Source organism: Streptomyces sp. NPDC039736, assembly GCF_055596485.1.
Genome location: NZ_JBVIUQ010000004.1, coordinates 258,418 through 282,755 on the forward strand (window position 1 = coordinate 258,418; position 24,338 = coordinate 282,755).

At 69.6% G+C, this 24,338-nt stretch carries 19 protein-coding genes and 2 tRNA genes; 6 read left to right on the top strand and 15 right to left on the bottom strand.

Features of this window, described 5'->3' with window-relative positions; genetic code table 11:
• Positions 1 to 142 precede the first annotated feature (142 nt).
• Positions 143 to 3,028, bottom strand: a complete 2,886-nt coding sequence (gene leuS / locus ACZ56L_RS14495; RefSeq protein ID WP_471064170.1) for a leucine--tRNA ligase — start codon at positions 3,026 to 3,028, stop codon at positions 143 to 145.
• 495 nt (positions 3,029 to 3,523) lie between these two features.
• On the opposite strand from leuS, the gene ACZ56L_RS14500 reads away from it, so the two are divergent.
• Both ACZ56L_RS14500 and ACZ56L_RS14505 read left to right on the top strand, forming a co-directional pair.
• A complete protein-coding gene (locus tag ACZ56L_RS14500; RefSeq protein ID WP_471064172.1) occupies positions 3,524 to 4,246 on the top strand; it encodes a hypothetical protein in 723 nt (240 codons plus the stop codon).
• Positions 4,243 to 5,832 (top strand): NADH-ubiquinone oxidoreductase-F iron-sulfur binding region domain-containing protein, encoded by a 1,590-nt coding sequence (locus ACZ56L_RS14505; protein WP_471064174.1) that lies wholly within the window; start codon positions 4,243 to 4,245, stop codon positions 5,830 to 5,832. The genes ACZ56L_RS14500 and ACZ56L_RS14505 overlap by 4 nt, the downstream gene beginning before the upstream one ends.
• Positions 5,833 to 5,902: 70 nt before the next feature.
• On the opposite strand, the gene ACZ56L_RS14510 is transcribed toward ACZ56L_RS14505, so the two are convergent.
• A tRNA-Ala gene (locus ACZ56L_RS14510) sits at positions 5,903 to 5,975 on the bottom strand.
• A gap of 233 nt (positions 5,976 to 6,208) precedes the next feature.
• Here ACZ56L_RS14510 and ACZ56L_RS14515 point away from each other — a divergent pair.
• Entirely contained in the window at positions 6,209 to 7,450 is a 1,242-nt protein-coding gene (locus ACZ56L_RS14515; RefSeq protein WP_471064176.1) for a glycosyltransferase 87 family protein, read from the top strand.
• On the opposite strand, the gene ACZ56L_RS14520 is transcribed toward ACZ56L_RS14515, so the two are convergent.
• From ACZ56L_RS14520 to ACZ56L_RS14550, 7 genes are all read right to left on the bottom strand, one after another.
• Positions 7,419 to 7,592: a hypothetical protein gene (locus ACZ56L_RS14520; RefSeq protein WP_345223059.1), complete on the bottom strand. Its 174-nt coding sequence runs from the start codon at positions 7,590 to 7,592 to the stop codon at positions 7,419 to 7,421. The two genes, ACZ56L_RS14515 and ACZ56L_RS14520, sit on opposite strands and share 32 nt — an antisense overlap.
• A 167-nt stretch (positions 7,593 to 7,759) precedes the next feature.
• Positions 7,760 to 7,832, bottom strand: a tRNA-Ala gene (locus ACZ56L_RS14525).
• A gap of 133 nt (positions 7,833 to 7,965) precedes the next feature.
• The gene (locus ACZ56L_RS14530) at positions 7,966 to 8,640 is read right to left on the bottom strand and encodes a histidine phosphatase family protein (protein ID WP_471064684.1); all 675 of its coding nucleotides are present in this window, start codon (positions 8,638 to 8,640) and stop codon (positions 7,966 to 7,968) included.
• Entirely contained in the window at positions 8,637 to 9,086 is a 450-nt protein-coding gene (gene rsfS / locus ACZ56L_RS14535) for a ribosome silencing factor (RefSeq protein WP_345223056.1), read from the bottom strand. Before rsfS ends, ACZ56L_RS14530 begins: the two co-directional genes overlap by 4 nt.
• Positions 9,087 to 9,187: 101 nt before the next feature.
• A complete protein-coding gene (locus tag ACZ56L_RS14540) occupies positions 9,188 to 10,933 on the bottom strand; it encodes a LytR C-terminal domain-containing protein (protein ID WP_471064179.1) in 1,746 nt (581 codons plus the stop codon).
• Positions 10,934 to 10,974: 41 nt separating this feature from the next.
• Complete coding sequence (gene nadD / locus ACZ56L_RS14545) at positions 10,975 to 11,631, bottom strand: nicotinate-nucleotide adenylyltransferase (protein ID WP_345223053.1); 657 nt, start codon at positions 11,629 to 11,631, stop codon at positions 10,975 to 10,977.
• A gap of 50 nt (positions 11,632 to 11,681) precedes the next feature.
• Positions 11,682 to 11,849, bottom strand: a complete 168-nt coding sequence (locus ACZ56L_RS14550) for a hypothetical protein (RefSeq protein ID WP_345223051.1) — start codon at positions 11,847 to 11,849, stop codon at positions 11,682 to 11,684.
• A gap of 221 nt (positions 11,850 to 12,070) precedes the next feature.
• On the opposite strand from ACZ56L_RS14550, the gene ACZ56L_RS14555 reads away from it, so the two are divergent.
• A complete protein-coding gene (locus ACZ56L_RS14555) occupies positions 12,071 to 13,174 on the top strand; it encodes a M48 family metallopeptidase (protein WP_471064181.1) in 1,104 nt (367 codons plus the stop codon).
• 2 nt (positions 13,175 to 13,176) lie between these two features.
• Here ACZ56L_RS14555 and ACZ56L_RS14560 read toward each other — a convergent pair whose 3' ends face one another.
• The 6 genes from ACZ56L_RS14560 to galE all read right to left on the bottom strand — a co-directional run bounded on the left by ACZ56L_RS14560 (position 13,177) and on the right by galE (position 19,947).
• Positions 13,177 to 14,352: an SCO2583 family membrane protein gene (locus ACZ56L_RS14560; RefSeq protein WP_471064183.1), complete on the bottom strand. Its 1,176-nt coding sequence runs from the start codon at positions 14,350 to 14,352 to the stop codon at positions 13,177 to 13,179.
• 166 nt (positions 14,353 to 14,518) lie between these two features.
• Positions 14,519 to 15,112 (bottom strand): SCO2584 family spore wall biosynthesis protein, encoded by a 594-nt coding sequence (locus ACZ56L_RS14565; protein ID WP_471064189.1) that lies wholly within the window; start codon positions 15,110 to 15,112, stop codon positions 14,519 to 14,521.
• Between the two features lie 135 nt (positions 15,113 to 15,247).
• Positions 15,248 to 16,531, bottom strand: a complete 1,284-nt coding sequence (locus ACZ56L_RS14570; protein WP_471064191.1) for a glutamate-5-semialdehyde dehydrogenase — start codon at positions 16,529 to 16,531, stop codon at positions 15,248 to 15,250.
• 352 nt (positions 16,532 to 16,883) lie between these two features.
• Positions 16,884 to 17,387, bottom strand: a complete 504-nt coding sequence (locus ACZ56L_RS14575; protein ID WP_345223041.1) for a hypothetical protein — start codon at positions 17,385 to 17,387, stop codon at positions 16,884 to 16,886.
• 171 nt (positions 17,388 to 17,558) lie between these two features.
• The gene (proB, locus tag ACZ56L_RS14580) at positions 17,559 to 18,710 is read right to left on the bottom strand and encodes a glutamate 5-kinase (RefSeq protein WP_471064194.1); all 1,152 of its coding nucleotides are present in this window, start codon (positions 18,708 to 18,710) and stop codon (positions 17,559 to 17,561) included.
• 262 nt (positions 18,711 to 18,972) lie between these two features.
• Positions 18,973 to 19,947, bottom strand: coding sequence for a UDP-glucose 4-epimerase GalE (gene galE / locus ACZ56L_RS14585; RefSeq protein WP_471064196.1), 975 nt, complete (start codon positions 19,945 to 19,947; stop codon positions 18,973 to 18,975).
• A 251-nt stretch (positions 19,948 to 20,198) separates the two neighbouring features.
• Here galE and ACZ56L_RS14590 point away from each other — a divergent pair, with 251 nt between their 5' ends.
• Together ACZ56L_RS14590 and ACZ56L_RS14595 are read left to right on the top strand one after the other, a co-directional pair.
• A complete protein-coding gene (locus ACZ56L_RS14590) occupies positions 20,199 to 23,057 on the top strand; it encodes a bifunctional glycosyltransferase/CDP-glycerol:glycerophosphate glycerophosphotransferase (RefSeq protein ID WP_471064198.1) in 2,859 nt (952 codons plus the stop codon).
• A complete protein-coding gene (locus ACZ56L_RS14595) occupies positions 23,054 to 24,199 on the top strand; it encodes a glycosyltransferase family 4 protein (RefSeq protein ID WP_471064200.1) in 1,146 nt (381 codons plus the stop codon). The genes ACZ56L_RS14590 and ACZ56L_RS14595 overlap by 4 nt, the downstream gene beginning before the upstream one ends.
• Positions 24,200 to 24,338 lie beyond the last annotated feature (139 nt).

Here is a 24,338-nt window from a genome sequence, read left to right on the forward strand (position 1 = left end):
GCTTCTCCACCGTAAACGGAGAGGGCAGGCAAGAGGTTCCATCGGAACCCCCAACCTGCCCGTAGGGGAAAGCCCTCAGCCGGTGTTCGCGGCCGCTCCTTTCCTACGATTCCGGGTGATGTGCCGGAACCGTCTCCCGGTGTCAGGCCGGGACGATGTTCACCAGCTTCGGCGCGCGGACGATCACCTTGCGGACGCCGACGCCGTCCAGGGCAGCGACGACCGCGGGGTCGGCCAGCGCCAACTTCTCCAGTTCGTCGTCACCGATCGACGGGGAGATCTCCAGGCGTGCCTTGACCTTGCCCTTGACCTGGACGACGCAGGTCACGGTCTCGTCGACGACGTACGCCGGGTCCGCGACGGGGAAGTCCTGGTGGACGACGGACTCGGTGTGGCCCAGCTTGCGCCACAGTTCCTCGGCGATGTGCGGGGCCAGCGGGGCGACCAGCAGCACCAGGCGCTCCGCGACCGAGCGGGACAGCGGACCGCCCGACTTCGTCAGGTGGTTGTTCAGCTCGGTGATCTTGGCGATGGCGGTGTTGAAGCGCATCGCGGCCATGTCCTGGCCGACGCCGTCGATCGCCTTGTGCAGGGCGCGTAGGGTGTCCTCGTCCGGTTCGGTGTCCGTGACGGTTACCTCGCCGGTCGTCTCGTCGACGACGTTGCGCCACAGGCGCTGCAGCAGTCGGTACTGGCCGACGACCGCCCGGGTGTCCCAGGGGCGCGACACGTCCAGCGGGCCCATGGCCATCTCGTACAGGCGCAGGGTGTCGGCTCCGTACTCGGCGGAGATCTCGTCCGGTGTGACGGCGTTCTTCAGGGACTTGCCCATCTTGCCCAGGACGCGGCTGACCTTTTCGCCCTGATAGTAAAACCCGCCGTCGCGCTCCTCGACCTCGGCCGCCGGAACGGCGATACCGCGTGCGTCCCGGTAGACGAATGCCTGGATCATGCCCTGGTTGTACAGCTTGTGGAACGGCTCCGAGGACGAGACGTGCCCCAGGTCGAACAGCACCTTCGACCAGAACCGCGCGTACAGCAGGTGCAGCACGGCGTGCTCGGCGCCACCGACGTACAGGTCGACGCCACCGTGCGGCATGCCGTCACGCGGACCCATCCAGTACTGCTCGACGGCCGGGTCGACCAGCTTGTCGCTGTTGTGCGGGTCCAGATAGCGCAGCTCGTACCAGCAGGAGCCGGCCCAGTTGGGCATGGTGTTGGTCTCACGGCGGTACTTCTTCGGGCCGTCGCCCAGGTCCAGGGTGACGTTGACCCAGTCCTGGTTGCGCGACAGCGGCGTCTCGGGCTGCGCGTCGGCGTCCTCGGGGTCGAAGGTGCGCGGCGAGTAGTCCTCGACCTCGGGCAGTTCCAGCGGCAGCATCGACTCGGGCAGCGAGTGCGCGATGCCGTCCTCGTCGTAGACGATCGGGAAGGGCTCGCCCCAGTAGCGCTGACGGCTGAACAGCCAGTCGCGCAGCCGGTAGTTGACGGTGCCTTCGCCGCAACCGTTCTCGGACAGCCACTCGGTCATGCAGACCTTCGCGTCGGCGACGCTCAGGCCGTCCAGCGAAACGGATTCCGCAGCCGCGGAGTTGACGATTTTCCCGTCGTAAGAGGCGAAGGCGTCGTCCCATGTGGCCGGGTCCGCGTCACGCCCGTCCGTCGGCTCGACGACACAGCGCATCGGCAGCTCGAAGGCGCGCGCGAACGCGAAGTCACGGGTGTCGTGCGCGGGAACCGCCATGATCGCGCCGGTGCCGTAGCCCACCAGCACATAGTCGGCGATGAAAACGGGGACTTTTTCACCACTTACCGGGTTGGTCGCGTACGCACCCGTGAAGACGCCGGTCTTCACCTTGGCATCAGCCTGCCGCTCGACGTCGGACTTGGCGGCAGCCTGCTTGCGGTAGGCGGCCACGGCCTCGGCCGGAGTGGCGTGCCCGCCGGTCCACGCGTCACGGGCGTCCTCGGGCCAGGCGTCCGGAACGATGTCCGCAACCAGGTCGTGCTCGGGTGCCAGCACCATGTAGGTGGCGCCGAACAGGGTGTCCTGGCGCGTGGTGAAGACGGTGATCTTCTTGTCGGCGGCGCCGTCGACGGCGAAGTCGATGCGGGCGCCCTCGCTGCGGCCGATCCAGTTGCGCTGCTGCAGTTTGATCGCCTCGGGCCAGTCCAGACCGTCCAGGTCGTCGATCAGGCGGTCGGAGTAGGCGGTGATGCGCATGTTCCACTGGCGCAGCTTCGCCTTGAAGACGGGGAAGTTGCCGCGCTCGGAACGGCCGTCGGCGGTGACTTCCTCGTTGGCCAGCACGGTGCCCAGGCCCGGCGCCCAGTTCACGGGTGCGTCGGAGGCGTACGCCAGCCGGTACTCGCTCAGCAGGTCGGCACGCTCGGCGGCGTCCATGTCCGCCCAGGCGCGGCCCCCGGGAACGGCACGCTCACCGCTCTCGAACTGGGCGACCAGCTCGGCGATGGGGCGGGCCTTCTTCGCGTCGGCGTCGTACCAGGAGTTGAAGATCTGGACGAAGATCCACTGCGTCCACTTGTAGTACTCGGGGTCGATCGTCGCGAACGAACGGCGCTTGTCGTGCCCCAGCCCCAGACGGCGCAGCTGGTCCTTCATATTGGCCATGTTGGCCTCGGTGGAGGTCCGCGGGTGCGTGCCGGTCTGCACCGCGTACTGCTCGGCGGGCAGGCCGAAAGCGTCGAAGCCCAGCGTGTGCAGCACGTTGTGGCCGGTCATCCGCTGGTGACGGGCGTAGACGTCGGTGGCGATGTAGCCCAGCGGGTGCCCGACGTGCAGACCCGCCCCCGAGGGGTACGGGAACATGTCCATGATGAACTTCTTGGGCTTCGCGGCCAGCTCCGCGTCGCCCGACAGGTCTCCGTTGCCGGGGTTGGGCGCCTCGTAGGTGCCTTCCTCGTCCCAGAAGTCCTGCCAGCGTGCCTCGATGTCGGCGGCCATGGCAGCCGTGTAGCGGTGCGCGGCTGCCGTCTCGGCAGCGGCAGCGGCATTCATCTCGCTCATGTTTTTCGAAGCTCCATCGATTTCGTCTCTGCCTACGGATCTCTGCCTGCGGAAATGAAAAATCCCCTCGCACAGGAGGGGACGCCGCGCCGATGCCGGCCAGGTGTTTTCACCGGTCGGGACTGATCAGCGCGGCTCACTAAGCAGAAGGCGTACGGCACGCATGGCGTCAGGGTACCGCAGGGGTCACGGACGTCGCATCGAGCCGCCCGCCCGCCACCGAGCAGTACACGATTCCGGCGCCTGTACGAACGCCTCCCCGGCCGGCTCCCCAGCACGTGCTGCGCGGACCGTACCCGCCCGCCTTCTCCGCGCACCGGGGAACCACCAAATCCCCCTGTGCCTCGCTCCGGACCGCCTAGCTTCCCCCCACGGGACCACATTCCCGAGCTTCCGGAGTCCTCTCCCATGAACCTCTCTCCGCGTGCGCATCACAAAGCGGCCGCACCGCCCTCCCCGAGCCGACGCCCGCCCCGGTGCGCGCCGCCCCGCCTGTTGGCCACCCTGGCGCCGGCGTCGCTGCCGCTGGTCGCTGTCCTCGGTGGCGACGGCCTGCGGGCGGCGTTTGACTTCACCACGGGTGCACTGGCCCTCGTCGCCCTCACCGCGTCCGTCGCCTGGGGTCTGCTGGCCACCGACCGGCTGCTGCTGCGGCCCCGGCACCGTCTGGTGGCCCAGGGTGTGCACCGGTTCACTGCCATTGCCTCCCTGTGCTTCCTCCTGCTGCATCTCACGGTCAAGGTCATGCTCGGCCACACCACACTGCTGGCGGCCCTGGTGCCGTTCTCGGGCGGCTCCTCCGCCACGGCGGTGCTCGTCGGATTCGGCTCACTGGCCGGCCTGCTGATGGTTTCGGCCGCCACCACGGGTGCCCTGCGCAGCGCGTTCGCGGTGCCCGGCCGGGTACTGCCGGGCCGGTGGCGGGCGCTGCACATGTTGGCGTATCCGGCGTGGTGCTCTGCCCTACTGCACGGCCTGTTCACCGGCCGGCCGGCCGCTGGGTGGATCGTCGTGCTGTACGGCCTGTGCCTGGCGGCGGTGTCGGCGGTGCTGGGCCTGCGTCTGCTTCCCGAGCGGATCAAGAGGTGCATCGTCGCCGGCGCCCTGGGCCCGCCGCCGCAGCGAAGGTCCACGCCGCACCTGCCCCGCGCCAGGTCACCGCGTGCCGCCCTGTCCCAGCGCCGGCACGCGCGCACCCCCACGGGAGATCACAGTTGAACGACCGCAACACGCCCCTGCCCGACGTCCCGCACGTCGTCACCGTCGGTCTCCCGCATCTCACCAGGGGCTTCGAGACGGCCGACCGCCTTAACCTCGCCACGCATCTGAAGGTGCATGGCCCGCTCGCCCCGGTTTCCGGAGAGCGCCTGGTCGCTCTCGCCGAGGATGTCCGCCTCCTCGGCCGGGGCGGTGCCGGATTCCCGTTCGCCCGCAAGCTGCGGACCGTCGCGAAGTCCGCGGTGCGCCGCGGAGTGCAGCCCGTGGTCGTCGTCAACGCCAGTGAGGGCGAGCCCGCCTGCCGCAAGGACACCGTGCTCATCAACCGTGCCCCGCACCTCGTCCTGGACGGTGCGCTGCTCGCCGCGGAGGCGCTCGGTGCGCGCTTGCTCGTCGTCGCCGTCACCCGTGACTCCACCGAGGCGTCCCTGCACGACGCGTTCGACGAGCGCGGCCTCACCGACCGTCGCATCCGCAACCGCGGCATCCGGGCCCGCGTCGTACGCACTCCCGAACGCATGGTCTCCGGCGAGGCGTCCGCCGTGATCCGTGCTGTAAACGGCGGCCCCGCGCTTCCTCCCGGCCGCCGTGAACGCACCGCCGAGTCCGGTGTGTCGGGCGCCCCCACCCTGCTGTCCAATGCCGAAACGTACGCACAGCTTGCGGTCGCCGCACGGCTGGGGCCGCACCGTTACGCCCGTACCGGTGCCCCCGATGAGCCAGGGACCATCCTGCTCACGGTTTCCGGTGCCGTTGCCCGCCCAGTGGTGATGGAGGCTCCCTCGGGCGTTCCACTGGGCTACGTCCTGCGGCTGGCAGGCGCTCCGCCGCTCCCCCAGGGCGTGCTGACCGGCGGCTATCACGGCAGTTGGATCGACGCCCATGCCGCACACGACGCCGCGGTCTCCCGGGCGTCCCTGGCGTCGTTCGGCGGGGCCCTGGGAGCGGGTGCCCTGTTGCCGATCGGTACGGAGACCTGCCCGCTCGGCGAGTCCCTGCGCGTGGCGAATTGGCTAGCCGCCGAGAGCGCGGGCCAGTGCGGCCCGTGCCGGCTCGGGCTGCCCGCTGCGGCCGGCGGACTCTCCGACGCGCTGGACGGCGGCGGCCAGGCCGCACTGGAGGCATTGCGGGAGGTGACGCAGACGGCGAAGGGTCGGGGTGCCTGCAAGCACCCTGACGGCTCAGTACGTTTCCTGCTGTCCGCCCTGCACGCCTTCACCGACGATCTGGCCGCCCATGTCCTGGGTGGCGGTTGCGGGCGCCCCACCACCGGCGTGCTGCCTCTCCCCGCCCCCGTCCGGCATGGAGCGCGCCATCAGGAGGGTGCGGCGAGCGGCGAGAAACTGGAGGTCGACTGGACACTGTGCCAAGGGCACGGCCTGTGCGCCGATGTCGTTCCTGAGCTGATTCGCATGGGCCACGACGGCTTTCCCGCCTTCGCCGACACCTCGGTTCCCCTGCACCTGCACGACCGGGCCCGGCGCGCGGTGCGCCGGTGCCCCGCGCTCGCCCTCCGCCTGGAGCGGTCCCGCGCCGAAAGCACTGTCATCACGCCCCGCAAGTTCCTGGAGCAGGGCCGCGGTTGACGGCCCGTACCACGCACCCTGGCATGCCAAAGAGGCGGCCCGTCCGATGGACGGGCCGCCTCTTTCACTGTGGAGCTAAGGAGAATTGAACTCCTGACCTCCTGCATGCCATGCAGGCGCTCTACCAACTGAGCTATAGCCCCGTGCTGTGCACTTCGTGTCGTTTTCCGTGGTCTCCCCCGGCGACATCGCCAACTTTAGACGGTGGATCGCCGCATCACCAAATCCCTTTCCGCGCCCCTTTCCGTCGGCCGCGCGCTCCACTCCGCCGCACCCTTGTGTGACGGTACGGTCACCCTTTGTGAGTTCCTCCCGGTTCGTGCCTCCCTCCCCTGTACGCAGTGCTGTCGCGCGGCATCCGGTTGCTGTCGCTGGGGTGGTCTGCCTGATCTCCTTCGCCGTCTTCTGGGCCGCACAGCGCCTCGCCCGGGTCTCGATGATCGATCTGATCGTCTACCGCGCGGAGGGTGCCACGGTCCTGGCGGGCGGGGATCTCTACGCGCTGCGTGCCACCGCGGCGAACCTTCCGACGACGTATCCGCCCTTCGCGGCACTGCTGTTCACACCGTTGTCGCTGCCGCACCCCGATCTCCTGCGCATTCTCGGGACACTGGGCAATCTGGTCCTGCTGGTCGCCCTGGTGCGCCTCTCCCTGCGACTCGTCGGGTGCAACCGTTTCGCGACGGCCCTGTGGGTGGCCGCGGCAGCGGTCTGGTGCGAGCCGGTGTGGACGACGCTGAGGTACGGACAGATCAACCTCGCGATCGCGGTCGCGGTCCTGTGGGACCTGACGCGCAAGGAGGGGCACCGTTGGGCGGGCGTGGGCATCGGGCTCGCGACGGCGGTGAAGCTCACGCCGGGGCTCTTCGTGGTCTTCCTGCTGCTGGCAGGTCTGGTCAGGGGGCGGCACACCGGAACGTATCGCGGCGATCCCTGGCTGCGGCAGGCGTCGGTCGCCGTCGGCGCTTTCCTTGCCGCAACGGTGGGCTCGGCACTGCTGCTGCCCCGGGACTCCCTCACCTTCTGGACGCGGGCGCTCTTCGAGTCCACCCGGGTGGGCAACACGGAGGACACCGCCAACCAGTCCCTGGCCGGGGTAATGGCCCGTCTCCTGCACACGGACGCCCCCGGGGGCTGGTGGGTCGCCGTCGCCGCCCTCGTGACGGCCATGGGGCTGTGCACGGCGGTGGACGCCGCGCTGCGCGGGAGGGGTGCCCGTTCGGTGCTGACCTGTGCCATGACGGCCCTGCTGATCAGCCCGATCTCCTGGTCGCACCACTGGGTGTGGTGCGTACCGCTGGTGGTGTTCCTGGCCGGGCAGGCGGTACGGAGCGGGCGCGTGTATGCGGCGGGCGTCTGGGCGGCGGGCTCGGTCTTCTTCTCGTACGCCCTGTGGACCGTCCCGCATGGCCGGCAGGGACGCCCGGAACTCGACCAGGACCTCGGCCAGTTCCTGCTGTCGGCGGGCTACCCGGCCGTGGGACTGGCCTTCGTCCTCGCGGGCTTTTGCGGCACGGATCTGCTCAGGGCATACGGACCGGGCCGGCGTCGTTCCCAGGGTGCACGGGAAGAACGTCCGGCAGCCGTCAGGCCCGCGCGAACGAGTAGAAGCGCTTGAGGGTGCAGTGCTCGTCCAGCAGCCGACCGTAGATCGGCTCGCCCTCCAGCTCCCGGTACGTCTCGATCGGGTCGCCTTTTATGATCAGCGCCCGCGCGCACTCCTCGCACCAGTACTGGTACTCGGAGTTGACCGGTTCCATGTCGCGGACGATCGGTGTGCCGCTGCCGCACCAGTCACACTTTCGCCTGTGTGCGCCCATCGTCCCCTCCCCTTCGGCGGCCGCCCCCTGGGCCGTCGATTCTGTCACGGCTACGCAAGGGGGACAGCAAAAGATCCCGCCCCCTGCCGGGGACGGGATCTTGATTGTGGAGCTAAGGAGAATTGAACTCCTGACCTCCTGCATGCCATGCAGGCGCTCTACCAACTGAGCTATAGCCCCGCGTGTTCTCAACTCTGTGCGGTGTTTCCCGCTCCGCGCTGCGAACAAGAAGAACTCTAGCCTGTGACCTGCCGGAAAGTGAAATCCGGGTCGGCCGCCGCTCCCGGAGGGGCCGGGAGGGCCGAAGAACCGCTCAGTCGTCGTCCCCGAGCACGGGTTCCGGAAGGGTCCCGGCGTTGTGCTCCATCAGCCGCCAGCCACGGGCGCCCTCGCCGAGGACGGACCAGCAGCAGTTGGAGAGGCCGCCCAGGCCCTCCCAGTGGTGCGACTCCAGGCCGAGGAGACGGCCGATGGTGGTGCGGATGGTCCCGCCGTGGCTGACGACGACGAGGGTGCCGCCGTCGACCAGCTTGTCGGCGTGCGCCAGGACCACGGGAGCGGCCCGGTCGGCGACCTCGGTCTCCAGTTCGCCCCCGCCGCGCCGGACCGGCTCACCGCGCTTCCAGGCGGCGTACTGCTCGCCGTACCGCGCGACGATCTCCTCATGCGTGAGGCCCTGCCAGGCACCGGCGTACGTCTCGCGCAGGCCCGCGTCGTGGGTGACGTCGAGGCCCGTGAGGGCGGCCAGCTCCCCGGCGGTGGCCGCGGCCCGGCTGAGGTCGGAGGCCACGATGGCGTCCGGCTTCAGTGAGGCGAGGAGGCGTGCCGCCCGGCGGGCCTGGGCCACTCCGGTGTCGGTCAGCTCGATGTCCGTACTGCCCTGGAAGCGACGTTCCAGGTTCCAGGAGGTCTGGCCGTGCCGCCACAGGACGATGCGACGGCCGCGATTGCTTCCTGCTGCGCGCTGCTGCGCCCCCGTGCCGTTCAGAACGCGTCTCCGTCCAGGTCTCCGTCCAGCTCGCCGGCCGGGTTCAGCTTGGCGTGCTCCTCGGCCTTGCCGCGGGTCTTCACCGCGTCCTCGGGGAGCGCGATTTCGGGGCAGTCCTTCCACAGGCGCTCCAGCGCGTAGTAGACGCGCTCCTCGCTGTGCTGGACGTGCACCACGATGTCGACGTAGTCGAGGAGGATCCAGCGGGCCTCGCGGTCGCCCTCGCGGCGGACCGGCTTGGCGCCGAGCTCCTTGTTGAGCTTCTCCTCGATCTCGTCGACGATCGACTTGACCTGGCGGTCGTTGGGCGCGGAGGCCAGCAGGAAGGCGTCCGTGATGGACAGCACATCGCTGACGTCGTACGCGATGATGTCGTGCGCGAGCCGGTCGGCGGCCGCCTGGGCGGCGGCGTTGATGAGCTCGATGGAACGGTCAGTGGCGGTCACTAGCAGGCTTTCGTCGGCGGTAGGTGATTACCACAAGGGTCTCACGTCACGCTGACATGCCCCGCCGGTGTTTTTCCGGCGGGGCAGGCAGGCGCCTGGTCCTACTTGGGTGAGTCGGGAACCTTGTAGTCCCGGCCGAGGACGACGGCGACCTGTGCGTTCGGTGTGGTGCTCCCCTTGCTGACGGCGGCCGTCGGCAGCCCGAGGGTCTTGGCGACCTCTTCGGCCGTCGTCTTCTGCGCGGTGTCGGCGTAGGTGACCCGGGAGGCGGCCGCGACAGCCTCCTTGCCGCCGTCGGCGAACGTGTAACCGCCGTTGACCAGGGCGATCCGTGCGGCCTCGACCGCTGCCGGTTTGCCCGTGGCGTTGCGCACCCCGACCTGTACGGCGGCTCCCTGCTCGGGGGTGCCGGCGGTGCCGCCGAGAACGGTTTTGACGACGGTGTCGGAGGCACTGACGCGCCCGTCGGATCCCACTGGGAGCAGCACCGTCCGGTAGGCGCCCTTCTTCGCGTGCGCGGCGAGTTTCGCCAGGGACGTGGCGAGCGACTTCTCCGGCAGCGACGGGTCGAGGATCATGCCGAGGTTCCGCACGGTGATCAGGGCGGTGTCCGGGTCGTCGGAGAGCTTCTTCAGGACGCCGGTCATGACCGCTCCGAAGCGGGCGAGCTGTTTGGCCTCGGGTTCGCCCGGTGCTCGGTAGGTGGCGTACGCGACGGCCATGGTGCCGCTGAGGGTCTGCTGCTTGCCCTGCTTCACCAGGGGCGCCGCGCCCTTCTTCGTCGGGTCGGGCACGGAGATGTCGGTGTCGATCTCGATGGTGCTGACCTGGTCGACGAGGTTTTCCAGGTACGGGGTGTCCAGCCGCCAGGTTCCGCCGATGCGGGTGCCGAGCGCGGTGCCAAGGGACTCGCGGGTCCCGGAGGCTCCGTCGTCGCCGACGGACTTCGCGAGGGTGGTGGCCACCCCGTTGTCGTCGGCGAGGGTGAGCGCGTCGGGAAGCAGCACGGTGGTGCCCTGTCCGGTGCTGGTGTTGTCGACGAGCAGCACTGTGGAGGTGGCGTTACGGTCCTTGACGTCGTGCAGGTGCAGAGCGATCACATCCCGCTTCTGGGCGCCTGCCGCGGCAGGGCCGCCGCTCTTCTCCGAGGACATGCCGGGCAGCTTGTCCGCGTACCAGAGGTAGCCGACGCCGCCGACGACGACCAGGGCAAGGACGACGGCGAGGGCGACGACGCGGGAACGCCCGCGGCGCTTGGCTTCTTCGCGGCGTTCGGTGCGGCTTTCGGTGAACTTCAGCCAGTCGATGACGTCTTCGGAGTTCTCGTCCGGTTCTTCGACGAAGGAGAACTGTTCCGTGGCGTACTCGGGAGTGCCGGAGCGACGCTTGGGCGACGGCGACTCCTGCGGTGATTCCGGCTGCGCCGTCTCCGGCTCCGCAGGCTCGGGCCGGGGCTGCCTCTGACCCTGCTGGGGCTCCGGGGCCGGCGCCTGGTGCGGAATCCACTGGTGTTGCGGCGGCTGCTGCTGTTGCCGTCCGGTTTCGTACCCGTACTGTTCCGGGATCTGTTGCTGCGTCGCCTGGGATGTGTACGGGTCGAACCCGGCGGTCTGCTGGGACTGTTGCGCGTACGGGTCGTATCCGTACGCCTGCTGTTGGGACTGCTGCTGCGCCGCGTAGGGGTCGTAACCCTGCTGCGACTGCGAAATCTGCGACTGTGCGGTCTGCTGCTGCGGGGTCTGCTGGTACACCGGCTGCCCGTACGCGTCGTAGCCGACGATTTCCGGCTGCGGCGGGGTGTAGGGGTCCTGGGCGTATGGGTCGTACGGGTTCTGGCGGTCGTTCACCGGTGCCCCATTTCCGTGCTGCTGCTCAGTGCCGTGTGCCGTCAGTCCCGGTACAGCTCGCGCTTGTCGATGTAGCGGACCACACCGTCGGGCACCAGGTACCAGACCGGGTCTCCGCCGCGTACGCGCGCACGGCAGTCCGTCGAGGAGATCGCCAGGGCGGGCACCTCCACCAGGGACACACCGCCTTCGGGCAGCCCGTCGGACGTCAGGTCGTGTCCGGGGCGGGTGACGCCGATGAAGTGCGCGAGGGCGAAGAGCTCCTCCGCGTCGCGCCAGGTGAGGATCTGCGAGAGGGCGTCGGCGCCGGTGATGAAGAACAGGTCGGCGTCCGCGTTGAGGGAGCGCAGGTCCCGCAGGGTGTCGATGGTGTACGTGGGGCCGCCGCGGTCGATGTCGATGCGGCTGACGGAGAACTGCGGGTTGGACGCGGTCGCGATGACCGTCATCAGGTAGCGGTCCTCGGCGGGGGTGACCAGCTTGTGGCTCTTCTGCCACGGCTGTCCGGTCGGTACGAACACCACCTCGTCGAGGTGGAACAGTGCGGCCACTTCGCTGGCCGCCACCAGGTGGCCGTGGTGGATCGGGTCGAACGTGCCGCCCATGACGCCGAGGCGGCGCTTGCCCTTACCCGTACCGACGGCACTGTCACCGCTGCTGCCACCGGCCGGACCGGTAGGCGTTACCTGCTCTCCCATGCGTGCAGACCCTACTGGCCCGTGCGGCCGGCCCGGTCCCCCGGCCCGGTTCAGCGGTCCCGGTTGAAGCGGGTGGTGATCCACAGCAGCAGCATCAGCGCGATGAAGGCGCCTCCGCCGGTGACGAGGGGGCTGAGCGAGGCGTGCTGGTCGACGTGCCCGCCGCCTTCGCCGGAGGCGAGGGTCACGAGCTGGGCTGCGGTCTGGTGGAGGCTCATCTTCGGCGGACCTATCGGGAGACGGAGGGGAGACTTCGGCAACATCGTATGCGGCGGGAGCGGGCACGCTCACGCCGACTCAGTCGTTGGGCGGATATCGGCCCCCGGGCAACCGGTACGGGCGGGGCCGCGTCAGCCAGGAGAGGGCCTCCGAACGCGCCCCTCTAGGCTGGGGCCGTCCGGGGGACGGGACATGTCTCGTACGAGAGCAGGGGTCATTCATGACAGACGGCAATCACGGGCACGGGCGGGGCGACGGGGACGGCGGCGGGCACGAGAATCTGCCGGGCCGGCAGCGCCGGAGGTTCCCCGGAATCTCCTCGCGGGCGTACGAGCACCCGGCGGACCGGTCCGCCCTGGTGGCGCTGCGCAAGCTGAGTGGGTTCGACACGGTGTTCAAGGCGCTGAGTGGGCTGCTGCCGGAGCGCAGTCTCAGGCTCCTGTTCCTGTCCGACTCGGTGCGGGTGGGCGACGAACAGTTCGCGCACCTCAATTCGATGCTGCGGGACGCCTGTTACATCCTGGACCTGGAGAAGGTTCCCGCGATGTACGTCACGCAGGACCCGAAGCCCAACGCCATGTGCATCGGTCTCGACGAGCCGATCATCGTGGTGACGACGGGTCTGGTGGAACTCCTCGACGAGGAGGAGATGCGGGCGGTCGTCGGGCACGAGGTGGGGCACGCGCTGTCCGGGCACTCGGTGTACCGGACGATCCTGCTGTTCCTGACGAGTCTGGCGCTGAAGGTGGCGTGGATTCCGCTGGGCAACATCGCGATCATGGCGATCATCACGGCGCTGCGCGAGTGGTTCCGCAAGTCGGAGCTCTCGGCGGACCGCGCGGGCCTGCTGGTCGGTCAGGACCTCCAGGCGTCCATGCGCGGGCTGATGAAGATCGCGGGCGGCAACCACCTGCACGAGATGAACGTGGACGCGTTCCTCAAGCAGGCAGAGGAGTACGAGGCCGGCGGTGATCTGCGCGACTCCGTCCTGAAGATCCTGAACGTGCTGCCGCGTTCGCACCCGTTCACCACGGTGCGCGCCGCGGAGCTCAAGAAGTGGTCGGAGAGCCGCGACTACCAGCGGATCATGGACGCCCACTACCCGCGCCGGGACGAGGACAAGGACACCTCGGTGACGGACTCCATCAAGGAGTCCGCGGCCCACTACGCGGACACCGTGAAGACCAGCAAGGACCCGCTGATGAAGCTGGTCGGCGACATCGCGGGCGGTGCGGGCGACCTCGGCGGCAAGCTGCGGGACAAGTTCACCGGCGGCTCGGGAACCGGCAGGAGCGGTTCCGGCGAGAACGGCTCCGGGGGCTGATGTCAGCGCGGCGGGGGCCCGCTCGGTTGCGCGGCGGCGGAGAGTGTGCCGCACAGCGTTCCGGACCGGGCCCCCGTCGCGTACGGGTCGATGCCGGGTGCCGAAGCCCGCGAGGGGGCCGTGGAGGCGCCCGAGGAGGCCGTGGGCGCCGTACGGGCGGCCTCGTGCGCCTTCCCCGGCTCCGGGGCCCGCAGGCCCGCCAGCAGGGGCTGCCAGGCCCGTTCCGCTCCCGGGGCCGCGCAGGCCTGGGGGCCGGCGAAGGCGGAGGCGGTGAGGAGCTCCGTACGGTGCCGGCGCAGGTCCTCGGCGTCGTACCGGAAGTGCAGTTCGCGGCGCACGGTGAACAGCGATGCCCCGTCGGCGCGTGCGGCCGCCTTCCCCGCGGCGGGCCGCAGCGGGTAGACGAAGGTGTGGTCGGTGGTGACGTCAAGGAGGTCGGGGCCGAGCTCTACGGCGCGCAGGAAGCCGTTCGCGCGCGGGGCGCCCGCGAGGGCCACCTTCTGCGGGTCGAAGCGGACCAGCCAGCCCGAGGCCTGGGCGCCGGGCTCGGCCGGGACGTCGAAGGCGGCGTCGAACTGGTCGTGCTGATCGGGGTCGAGCAGCAGACGCACCGCACGGTCCTTGCCGCCGGTGAGGACCTCTGGGTCGAGGGAGGACTGCACCAGGTAGTCCTTGGCGATGGTGAGGGCGGCCTGCACCTGGCTCTCGGAGAAGTGCCGGGTGCCTCTGGGTACGGGCAGCTGGATGCCTTCGGCCCCGGTGCGGAACTGGGCGGCGGGACTGTGCAGGAGGAGTTCGGCGGGCTTGCCGCCGGGTACGGGTCCGAGGGGCGCCAGCGGTACGACAGTGGCACGCAGGGCGTCGGGGCGGTGCTCGGACGGGGGCTGCGCGGGGGTGCGTACCCCCAGGTAGACGGCTGTGGCGAAGGCGAGCGCGACGAGCAGTACGAGAAGGAGCACCTGGGTACGCCCGTTGCGGGCGGCCGGTGCCGGTGGTGCGGGCGGGAGTGTCCTGACGGCGGGCGCGTGGTCTCCCACGCGTTCCGTCGCGGAGTACTCCTGGAGCCGGGCAGCGCGGACGAACGATTCGTCGAACACGACGGACCGGTAGTCGTCATCACCACTGTTGGGTAAGCCCTCGGGCGGGGTGCCCTCGGGCGGATCCGATCGGCCTGCCATCGCTTCTCCCTGAGCGCTGAGCCCTGCGGTGGGGAGAGAGTCTCCCTTTCAGAGTAGGTCGCGAGAAGCGAAGTCAAACGCCGCGGTACGGCAGAATTTCGCCGGAAGTTCCGTCATTTCGAACGGTGTTGAAGGTTTGCCGAGGGGTTCTTCGGTTCCGGCGGATTCACGGCGTGCGGGGATGCGCGGAAACGGTCGGAGCCGTGTATTCCGCGGACGCCGAAGGAGCGTTGCCGGGGACAGCGGGCGGGGTGGCGTCGACGCCACTCGTGGATGCGGGCGCGGGCGCCTGCCCGTCGCGGCTGCCGGAAGCCCCCCGGTAGACGGCGGCGAAGGCGAACGCCACCATCCCGATCCCCATCAGCACGGCGAGGACCCAGGCGACCGGCCGGTGCCAGCGCGCGGAGTTGCGGTACGGGCGCAGCGTGCCGCCGTACGGTCCGTAGGGGCCGGGATGGGCGGGGTTGCCGTAACGGTCGTAACCGTCCGTGTCGCCGTAGGCGAAGGGCCCGTCACGCATCTCGTACGGCGAGTCGTCGTCGGACGGCAGCCGGCCGGCCCAGGCGCGGGCGGCATCGGCCTCCGCACGCGCTTCGGCGGCCGCCAGCAGGCGTTCCACCGCACTGGGTTCATGGAACTCGGCGGCTTTGACGAAGTCCTCGTCGAACACCACGGCGGCGAAGTCCTCGTCCGCGCCCCCGCGGTCGTCGTCGGGCTCCCAGCCATCCGGGAACGGCTTGCCCTCCACGTCGTCCGGCACTCGTTCAGCGTAGACCCGGACGGTCGTTTTGGGCAGAGAACGGACACAGGAGACAGCAGAGTTGACGACGCGGGGGCGGGCGCGACAGTGCGGACGGACACACGTGACAGTGTGAGGAAAACGCACGCAACGGTGTCAGCGGATGTGACCGTCGCCGGTGACGATGTACTTGGTGGACGTCAGCTCCGGAAGTCCCATCGGCCCGCGGGCGTGCAGCTTCTGGGTGGAGATGCCGATTTCCGCGCCGAAGCCGAACTGGCCGCCGTCGGTGAACCGGGTGGAGGCGTTGACCGTGACCGTCGTGGAGTCGACGAGCTGGGTGAAGCGGCGGGCCGCGCCCTGCGAGGTGGTGACGATGGCCTCGGTGTGGCCGGAGGACCAGCGCCGGATGTGGGCGACGGCGTCGTCCAGGGAGTCCACCACGGCGGCCGCGATGTCGTACGACAGGTACTCGGTTTCCCAGTCGGACTCGTCGGCCGGTACGACGGTGGCCTTGGAGCTCTCCGCGTGCGCGAGAACGGTGGCGTCGGCGTGCACGGTCACACCGGCGTCGGCGAGGGCGTCCAGGGCGCGCGGCAGGAAGGCGTCGGCGATGTCCCGGTGCACCAGGAGCGTCTCGGCTGCGTTGCAGACGCTCACCCGGTGCGCCTTGGAGTTGATGAGGACATCGACCGCGGTGTCGAGGTCGGCGGTCGCGTCGACGTAGACGTGACAGTTGCCGGTGCCGGTCTCGATGACCGGCACGGTGGACTCCTCGACGACGGTGCGGATGAGGGAGGCGCCGCCGCGCGGAATGAGCACGTCGACCAGGCCGCGGGCGCGCATCAGCTCCCGTACGGAGTCACGGGACTCCCCGGGCACGAGCTGCACCGCGTCGGCGGGCAGCCCGGCCTCTTCCAGGGCGTCCCGTACGGCGCCCACCAGCGCGGTGTTGGAGGCGTACGCGGAGGAGGAGCCGCGCAGCAGTACGGCGTTGCCGGACTTCAGGCAGAGGGCGGCGGCGTCGACGGTGACATTGGGGCGTGCCTCGTAGATGATGCCGACGACGCCGAGGGGGACGCGCACCTGCCGCAGGTCGATGCCGTTGGGGAGGGTGGAGCCGCGGACGACTTCGCCGACCGGGTCGGGCAGGGCCGCCACGTCGCGCACGTCGGAGGCGATCGCGCGCACCCGTTCGGGGGTGAGGGTGAGCCGGTCGACCACGGACTCGGCCGTGCCCGCCGTACGGGCGCGCTCTACGTCCCGCGCGTTGGCCTCGACGATCTCCTGGGTACGGGCGAGGAGGGCGTCGGCGACGGCCAGGAGGGCGGCATCCTTCGCGGCGCGCGGGAGCGGGGCGAGCCCCGCCGCGGCCTCACGGGCGCGGGTGGCGGCGGTGAGGACCGGGGAGAGCTCGGCGGGGGCGCGGTGCTGGGTCATGGGGGCAGCGTAATCCCGTGCCGCGGGGTGTCCGGGAGGTGTTTCGGAGTCCGAGACGGGCGGGACGCGCGACGGGGCGGGCCGAGGGAGGCGACGACCGAGGGCGGGGAGGGGCTCGGGGGAGGCTGCGCCGAGGCCCTGATGCACCCTCGCCGGCTCGCCCCCCAGCGCGCAGCGGCCCCGCTTCTGGCACGCCCGGACCGTTCCCTTACCGCGCACCGGGCTGCCCCGCTGATGTGCCCGGACCGTTCCTTGGCGCACACCGGGCTGCCCGGCCCGCTCCTGCGAGCTGCTTCAGCCCCCGAGGGAGCTCCACAGCAACGACAGGGCGGACCGGGGAGCCGGGAACGCATCAGTACGGGTGCACGCCCACCGGGGCGGCCGGGGGCGGTCCGTACCCCTCGGCCACACGCTGGTGATAGGTGTGGCGGTCGATGACTTCGAGGCCGACGATCTCCCACGGAGGCAGTTTCGCCGTGGAACGGTGTTCGCCCCACAGTCGCAGGGCGACGGCGGCCGCGTCGTGCAGATCGCGGGCCTCTTCCCAGTAGCGGATCTCCGCGTGATCGCCGGCGTAGCGGCTGGTCAGCAGGAAGGGATGGTCGTGTGCCAGCTGTTCGAGGCCGCGTCTGACCTCGGCGAGCGGCGTCTCGGCGCCGGAGACGCTGAGGGTGATGTACCAGAGGCGTGACACCTCGGGGTCCTGTCGCCGGACGGGCCGGGTCTGCCGGTCCGTCTCCGTCTCCCGGCCCTCGCGGGTGTCTGCGCCGTCGTCGAAGTCAGTGCCCGCCCCGACGCTCGTCAGAGCTCGCTCGGCTGTACCTCGGGGCGGCGTCCCCGGGCGCGCTCGTCTCACCGGCGGCCTCCTGATGCGTTTGTGTGCTGTACCCCCGCAACAAAGTTGACCAGTCCGGAGCCGGTTGCGGGCGGTTTTCCCGAAGGTCTCCACCGGGAGGCTGGACTTTTGGCCGTTTCGTGGACGCCCGGTGCACGCCACGAGGGTTTTGAGCGTCTGCTCACGAAGCTGTCAGCCGTGGAGCAGTACCAGGTCGTCGCGGTGCACGACCTCGCGTTCGTACGCGGGTCCGAGTTCCTTGGCGAGGTCGCGGGTGGAGCGGCCGAGAAGTTGCGGAAGTTCCTTCGCGTCGAAGTTGACCAGTCCACGGGCGACGGCTCGGCCTGTGCTGTCGCGAAGTTCCACGGGGTCCCCCGCGCCGAACTCCCCCTCGACGGCGGCGATCCCGGCGGGCAGCAGCGACGTACGCCGCTCGACCACGGCCCGTACCGCACCGTCGTCGAGGGTGAGCGCACCCTGGGGCGTGGAGGCGTGCGCGAGCCACAGGAGGCGGTCGGCGCTGCGCCTGCCGGTGCGGTGGAAGTACGTACCGGTGTCGCGTCCGGCGAGCGCGTCGGCGGCGTAGGTGGCGGAGGTGAGGACGACGGGGATGCCCGCGGCGGCGGCGATGCGGGCGGCTTCGACCTTGGTGACCATGCCGCCGGTGCCGACGCCCGCCTTGCCGGCGCTGCCGATCTGGACGTGGGCGATGTCGTCGGGTCCGGTGACTTCGGCGATGCGGGAGGTGTGCGGCTTGGCCGGATCTCCGTCGTACAGACCGTCGACGTCCGAGAGAAGGACCAGGAGGTCGGCGCGGACGAGGTGGGCGACGAGGGCGGCGAGCCGGTCGTTGTCGCCGAAGCGGATCTCGTCCGTGGCGACGGTGTCGTTCTCGTTGACGACCGGCAGGGCGCCCATCGCCAGGAGCTGGTCGAGGGTGCGGTAGGCGTTGCGGTAGTGGGCGCGGCGGCTGGTGTCGGTGCTGGTGAGCAGGACCTGGCCGACGCGGACGCCGTAGCGGGCGAAGGAGGCGGTGTAGCGGGCGACGAGGAGCCCCTGGCCGACGCTCGCGGCCGCCTGCTGGCGGGCGAGGTCCTTCGGGCGTTTCCTGAGGCCGAGGGGGGCGAGTCCGGCGGCGATGGCACCGGAGGAGACAAGGACGATCTCGCGGGCGCCGTCGCCGCGGGCGGTGGCGAGGACGTCGACGAGGGCATCGACGCGGTCGGCGTCGAGGCCGCCCGCGGCGGTGGTCAGCGACGAGGAGCCGACCTTGACGACGACTCTGCGTGCCTCGCCGACGCCCTGCCTGGCGTCCTGATCCGGTCGTCCGCTTGCCCCTGCCACGTGCCTGCATCCCCTTGGTTCGCGTGCGCCGTGCCGCGCGCTGGTTTTTCGCGCGCGGTCACCGTGTCCCTGTCCGCGGCTCCCGTGCTCCGGGGCCGGCGGTCTCCCGCGTTCCGGCTCCGGGGCTCCGGTGCCGACGGGTTTCCCGCAATGTACGGGAGAGCGGTGGTGCGGTGCTCGGCAGTTCCGGCCCCCGGACGCGCCGGCGGCAGGTCCCGGAGGTTTCCGGGACCCGCCGTCAACGTGGCGCACGTGCGGGTGGTCAGCCCTGCGGGTGGCGGTGGCGCCAGCCGGCCCAGGCCGACTCGACCATGTCCCGTACATCGTGGCCGGCTTCCCAGCCGAGTTCGGCGCGGATGCGGTCGGCTGCGGCGACGACGCGGGCGGGGTCTCCCGGGCGGCGCGGGGCGACCTCGGCCTTGATGTCGCCGTGGCCGCTGACCTCGCGGATGACGTCGATCATCTCGGCGACGGAGACGCCTTCGCCCTTGCCGATGTTGAGCACCAGGTGGGTCCCGGGGGCGGCGACGAGCTTGCGGGCGGCGGCGACGTGCGCGGAGGCGATGTCGACGACGTGGATGTAGTCGCGGACGCAGGTGCCGTCGGGGGTCGGGTAGTCGTCGCCGAAGATGAGCGGGGACTCACCGGCGTCGATGCGCTCGAAGACCATGGGGACGAGGTTGAAGGCGCCGGGGTCGCCGAGTTCGGGCGTCGCGGCACCCGCGACGTTGAAGTAGCGCATGCACGCGGTGGCCATGCCGTGCGCGCGGCCGACCGCCTGGACCATCCATTCGCCGGCGAGCTTGGTCTCGCCGTAGGGGCTCATGGGGAGGCAGGGGGTGTCCTCGGTGACGAGGTCGACGTCGGGCATGCCGTAGACGGCGGCGGAGGAGGAGAAGACGAAGTGCTTGATCCCGGCCGCGGCGGATGCCTCCAGGACGGTCTGCAGACCGACCACGTTCTCGCGGTAGTAGAACAGGGGCTGTTCCACTGATTCGCCCACCTGCTTCTTGGCGGCGATATGCACCACACCGGTGACACGGTGCTTGTTCAGTACGCCGTCCAGGAGCGCGCGGTCGAGCACCGAGCCGCGCTCCAGCGGAACGCCGGAGGGAATCCTCGCCTCCGATCCCGTACTCAGGTCGTCCAGCACCACAACGCTTTCCCCGCCGTCGGCGAGAGCCTTTACCACGTGTGAACCGATGTATCCCGCGCCACCCGTTACCAGCCAAGTCATAGAGGCACTATACAGAGGCCGTTTGCTCACCGATCGGGGTATCTCTGGGCATGGGATCAGGGGCTTCACCCATGGGCTAGCCTGACGAGGACTGTCGAAATCCTTCGAGAAGATCCCTCAGGACTCATCAGTTGGCCGTCCCTCGCATACCCGCAGTTGTGAGGGGTCAGTAATCAAAACGTACCGAGGACGTGAAGACAGAGGTGGCCTTGTCAAGCCCGTCTCCCTCGCCGGACACCCTCCCGACGACCGTGCCGGACATCAGTGTCGTGGTCATCGTCTACAACGACGCCGAGCGCCTGCCGACGGCCGTGCAGTCGGTCCTGGACCAGACGTTGCACAACGTCGAGGTGATCGTCGCCGACGACTGCTCCACCGACGGTTCCTATGCCGTGGCCAGGAAACTCGCGGCCGAGCACCCCGACCGGGTCCGGGCGATCCAACTGGAGGAGAACAGCGGCGGCTGCGGTGAGCCGCGCAACCAGGGTATCGCGGTGGCCCGCGGCCGCTACGTCATGTTCCTCGACAGCGACGACACACTCGAACTCAATGCCTGCCGCAACATGCTGGAGGCCGCCGAGAGCACCGGCGCCGACCTGGTGTCCGGCCTGTGTCTGCGGGTGCACGTCGACAGCAGGCACGGCAAGACGACCGAGTGGTACCGCTGGCTCTACAATTCCACGCGCACGCTGGACTCCGTCGCCGAACTGCCGGACCTGCTGGTTTTCGACACCCTGTCGACCAACAAGTGTTACCGGCGGGAATTTCTGATCGAAAGCAACCTCACGTTCCCCAAGCGGATTCACTACGAGGACCTGCTTTTTTCCGCGCAGGCTTACCTGGCCGCCTCCCGGATCACCTTGATCCCGAACACCGTCTACTTCTGGAACGTGGTCGAGAAGACCGAGAAGAAGTCGATCAGTAATCGCCGAAATGAAATCAACAATTTCGCGGACCGGGTGGAGATCCACCGGCGGATCGACAAAATCCTGAAGTCCCGTTCGATGGACGACCTGAAACTGCACAAGGACATCAAGTTCCTGAAGCACGACCTGGTCCTCTACTTGCGCGAGCTGCCGTTCCTGGACGACGACTACCGGCACGCCTTCGCCGGGATGGCCCGGGAGTACGTCCAGTCCTTCGCCCCCGAGGCGTACAGCGAACTGCATCCCGCCCACGCCATCTGCGCCTACCTCCTGCTGCAGGAGGACTGGGACAACCTGATGCCGGCCATCGACATGCTCCTCAACCGGAACAAGCTGACGATGCCGCTGGTGGAGAAGGACGGCCGGATCTACTGGTGCGCGGAGCACCTGGACGATCCGCACGCCCGCGCCCTGCTCGACGTCACCGACCTCGGCTACCACACCAGGCCGGTCGACAAGCTGGACCTGCGCAACAGCCTCACCCGCTACACGGAGCGCCCCACCGTCGTGGAGCTCGCCGGGGCGGTCGTCAACCCGCTGGGCAAGATCCTGCCGGAGGCGAAGCTGTCCGCCGAGGTCGTGCTCAAGGCCCGCCGAGCCAGCCTGCAGACGTTCCGCTTCCCCGTGCGCAGTGTGCGCGTCGACGGCGACCGGGTGCGCTGGGAGGCCGCTCTGCCGCTGGCGAAGGAGCTGCGCCCGCTCGGCGTCGTCGACGACGTGTGGAACGTACGGCTGCACCTGCTGGTCGACGGGAAGAAGACCGAGAGCGCGATCACCGTCGGCAACACCGACATCGAGCGCACCGGCATCATCGGCGTCAAGCCGCGGCTGACGCGCCTGGCGGGCGACCGCATGGAGGCGGAGGTCTCCGGGCGCGGTCACCTGGCGTTCCACATCGTGCAGCACAGCGCGGCCGCCCAGAGGGCCCGTGCGCTGATCCAGAACAACATGGACAGCCTCCCGGCGCGGATCGCCAAGACCACGTACCGCAAGGCCCGCAGCGTGCGCAAGGAGCTCAACTCCGGCGCCCGCAAGATCGACGGTTACCACCGCATGATCAGGGCGCTGCCCGTGCGCAAGGGCACCGTGGTCTTCGAGAGCCACTTGGGCAAGCAGTACAGCGACAGCCCGCGGGCGCTCTACGAGGAGCTGAAGCGGCGCGGCGCCCCGGTCCACGCGATCTGGTCGTACGCGGGCGCGAAGCCGAACGGTTTCCCCGGTGACGTGGAACTGGTCAAGCGCTGGTCCTGGAAGTACCTGAGGGCGCTCGCGCAGGCCGAGTTCTGGGTCGACAACCAGGGTTTCCCGCTGAAGCTGGCCAAGCGTCCCGAGACGACGTACATCCAGACCTGGCACGGCTCCGCGCTGAAGCGCATGGGCTTCGACGAGCCGGGCTACCGGCTGATGTCGGAGACGGAACAGGCCTCGTACCAGAAGTCGCTGGACCGGTTCGACCACTTCGTGGTGCGCACCGAGCACGACGTGCGCACTCTGGCGCGCGCCTACCGGATTCCGGAGTCCAAACTCCTGCGCACCGGCTACCCGCGCAACGACGCCCTGGTGAAGGGGCGTGACGCGACGGTGGAGAGTGCGCAGGTGAAGGAGCTGAAGGAGCGGCTGGGCATTCGTCCTGGGCTGCCGGTCGTGCTGTACGCGCCGACGTTCCGCGCCAACGTCCAGGGCAAGGTGCAGAAGTTCGAGTTTCCCTTCTCCGTGGAGGAGTTCGCGGACCGCTTCGGTGAGAAGTGCACCCTGCTGGTGCGCACCCACTACCTCAACCAGGTAGCGCTGCCGCCGGCGATGGCGGGCCGGGTCGTCAACGTCTCGGAGGAACCGGACATCACTCCGCTGCTCCTCGCGTCGGACGCGTTGATCACCGACTATTCCTCGGTGATGTTCGACTTCGCGCTGTTGCAACGGCCGATGGTGTTCTTCGCGTACGACTGGGAGGAGTACTCCCAGGACATCCGCGGCACATACTTCGACCTCCTCGGCACCACCCCGGGCCCGGTTCCGCGCACCGAGGCGGAGTTGTTCTCCGTACTGGAGGACCTGGACGGCGTGCGTGCGCAGTACGGTCCGCAGGTGAAGGAATTCGTGGACCGGTACGGCGAGTACGACCACGGTGACGCGGCCGCGCAGATCGCGGACCGCTTCTTCGCAGGAAAGGGCCGCTCCCGATGACTCCACGCGACATCTTCTTCGTCGGCAACGAGGTCGACGAACTCGGCGGCGTGGCCCGCTGGCAGACCCAGATGGCCTCGCTGCTGGCCGAACGCGGGCACCGGGTCACCGTCGTGGGCATCGCGCCCGCCGACGTCGCCATGGATCTCGGGGAGAACCCTCCGTACCAGCGGGTGACGCTGTACGAGCAGCGTCCGCCCGGCCGCAGGCCGGTGCGCGGGCTGCGCGGCAAGGTCGACGTAGCCGCACGGCTGCACAACGCACGCCGGGACGCCGGAATGCGGGAGACGTCCGCGAAGCTGTCGCGGATGTTCCGCACGGCCGCACCGGGCGCGATGATCGTCGTCACCCAGGTGTGGGCGATGGAGTGGGTCGAGCTGGCCGACACGGCCGGGCACCCGGTCATCGGCATGAGCCACGAGAGCTACGAGTACTCGCGGCAGTCCTCGCGCTACGGGCGTGTGCTGAAGCACTACAAGAACGTCGACCGGCTGCTGCTGCTCACGCAGGAGGACGCCGATCTGTGGGCCGTCAAGGGGCTCAACAATGTGGGGTTCATGCCGAATCCGCTGCCGATGATGCCCGAAACGGTGTCTCCCCGTACGGAGAAGACGGTCGTCAGCATCGGCCGGCTCAGTCACCAGAAGGGCCTCGACATGATGCTCGACGCCTGGGCGGAGGCGGCTCCGCAGGTGCCGGGCTGGAAGCTGAAGCTGTACGGTGCGGGCGAGCTTGAGCAGTCGCTCAAGAAGCAGGCGACGGATCTGGGCCTGGACGGTTCGGTCGAGTGGGCCGGTCAGACCCGGGACGTGGTCGGTGCGCTGCACGGCGCTTCGGTGTTCGCGCAGTCCTCGCGCGGTGAGGGCTTTCCGCTGGCGCTGCTGGAGGCCATGGCGTGCGGTGTGCCGTGTGTGGCGTTCGACTGCGCGCCGGGTGTGCACGAGATCGTCCAGGACGGGGTGGACGGCCTATTGGCGCGTCCCGGGAACACTCCTGAGCTGGCCCGGCAGTTGGTGCGGCTGATGCAGGACCAGGAATTGCGGGACCGGATGGGCAATCTCGCCCGGGAGAACGTACAGCGGTACTCGCCGGAGTCGATCACCCGGCGGTGGGAGGAGCTCTTCGCGTTCCTGGAGCGCTGATTCCTCAGGCATCCGAGGGGCGCGGAGAAGTACGAAGAGGGGCTTTTTCCAGACCTGTCGTCCGGGGGACGCCCCTCTTTCTCGTGTTTCTCGTGTTTCTCAGGGTGCGGGCGTCGCGTTTTCCGTGGTGCTGCGTCGC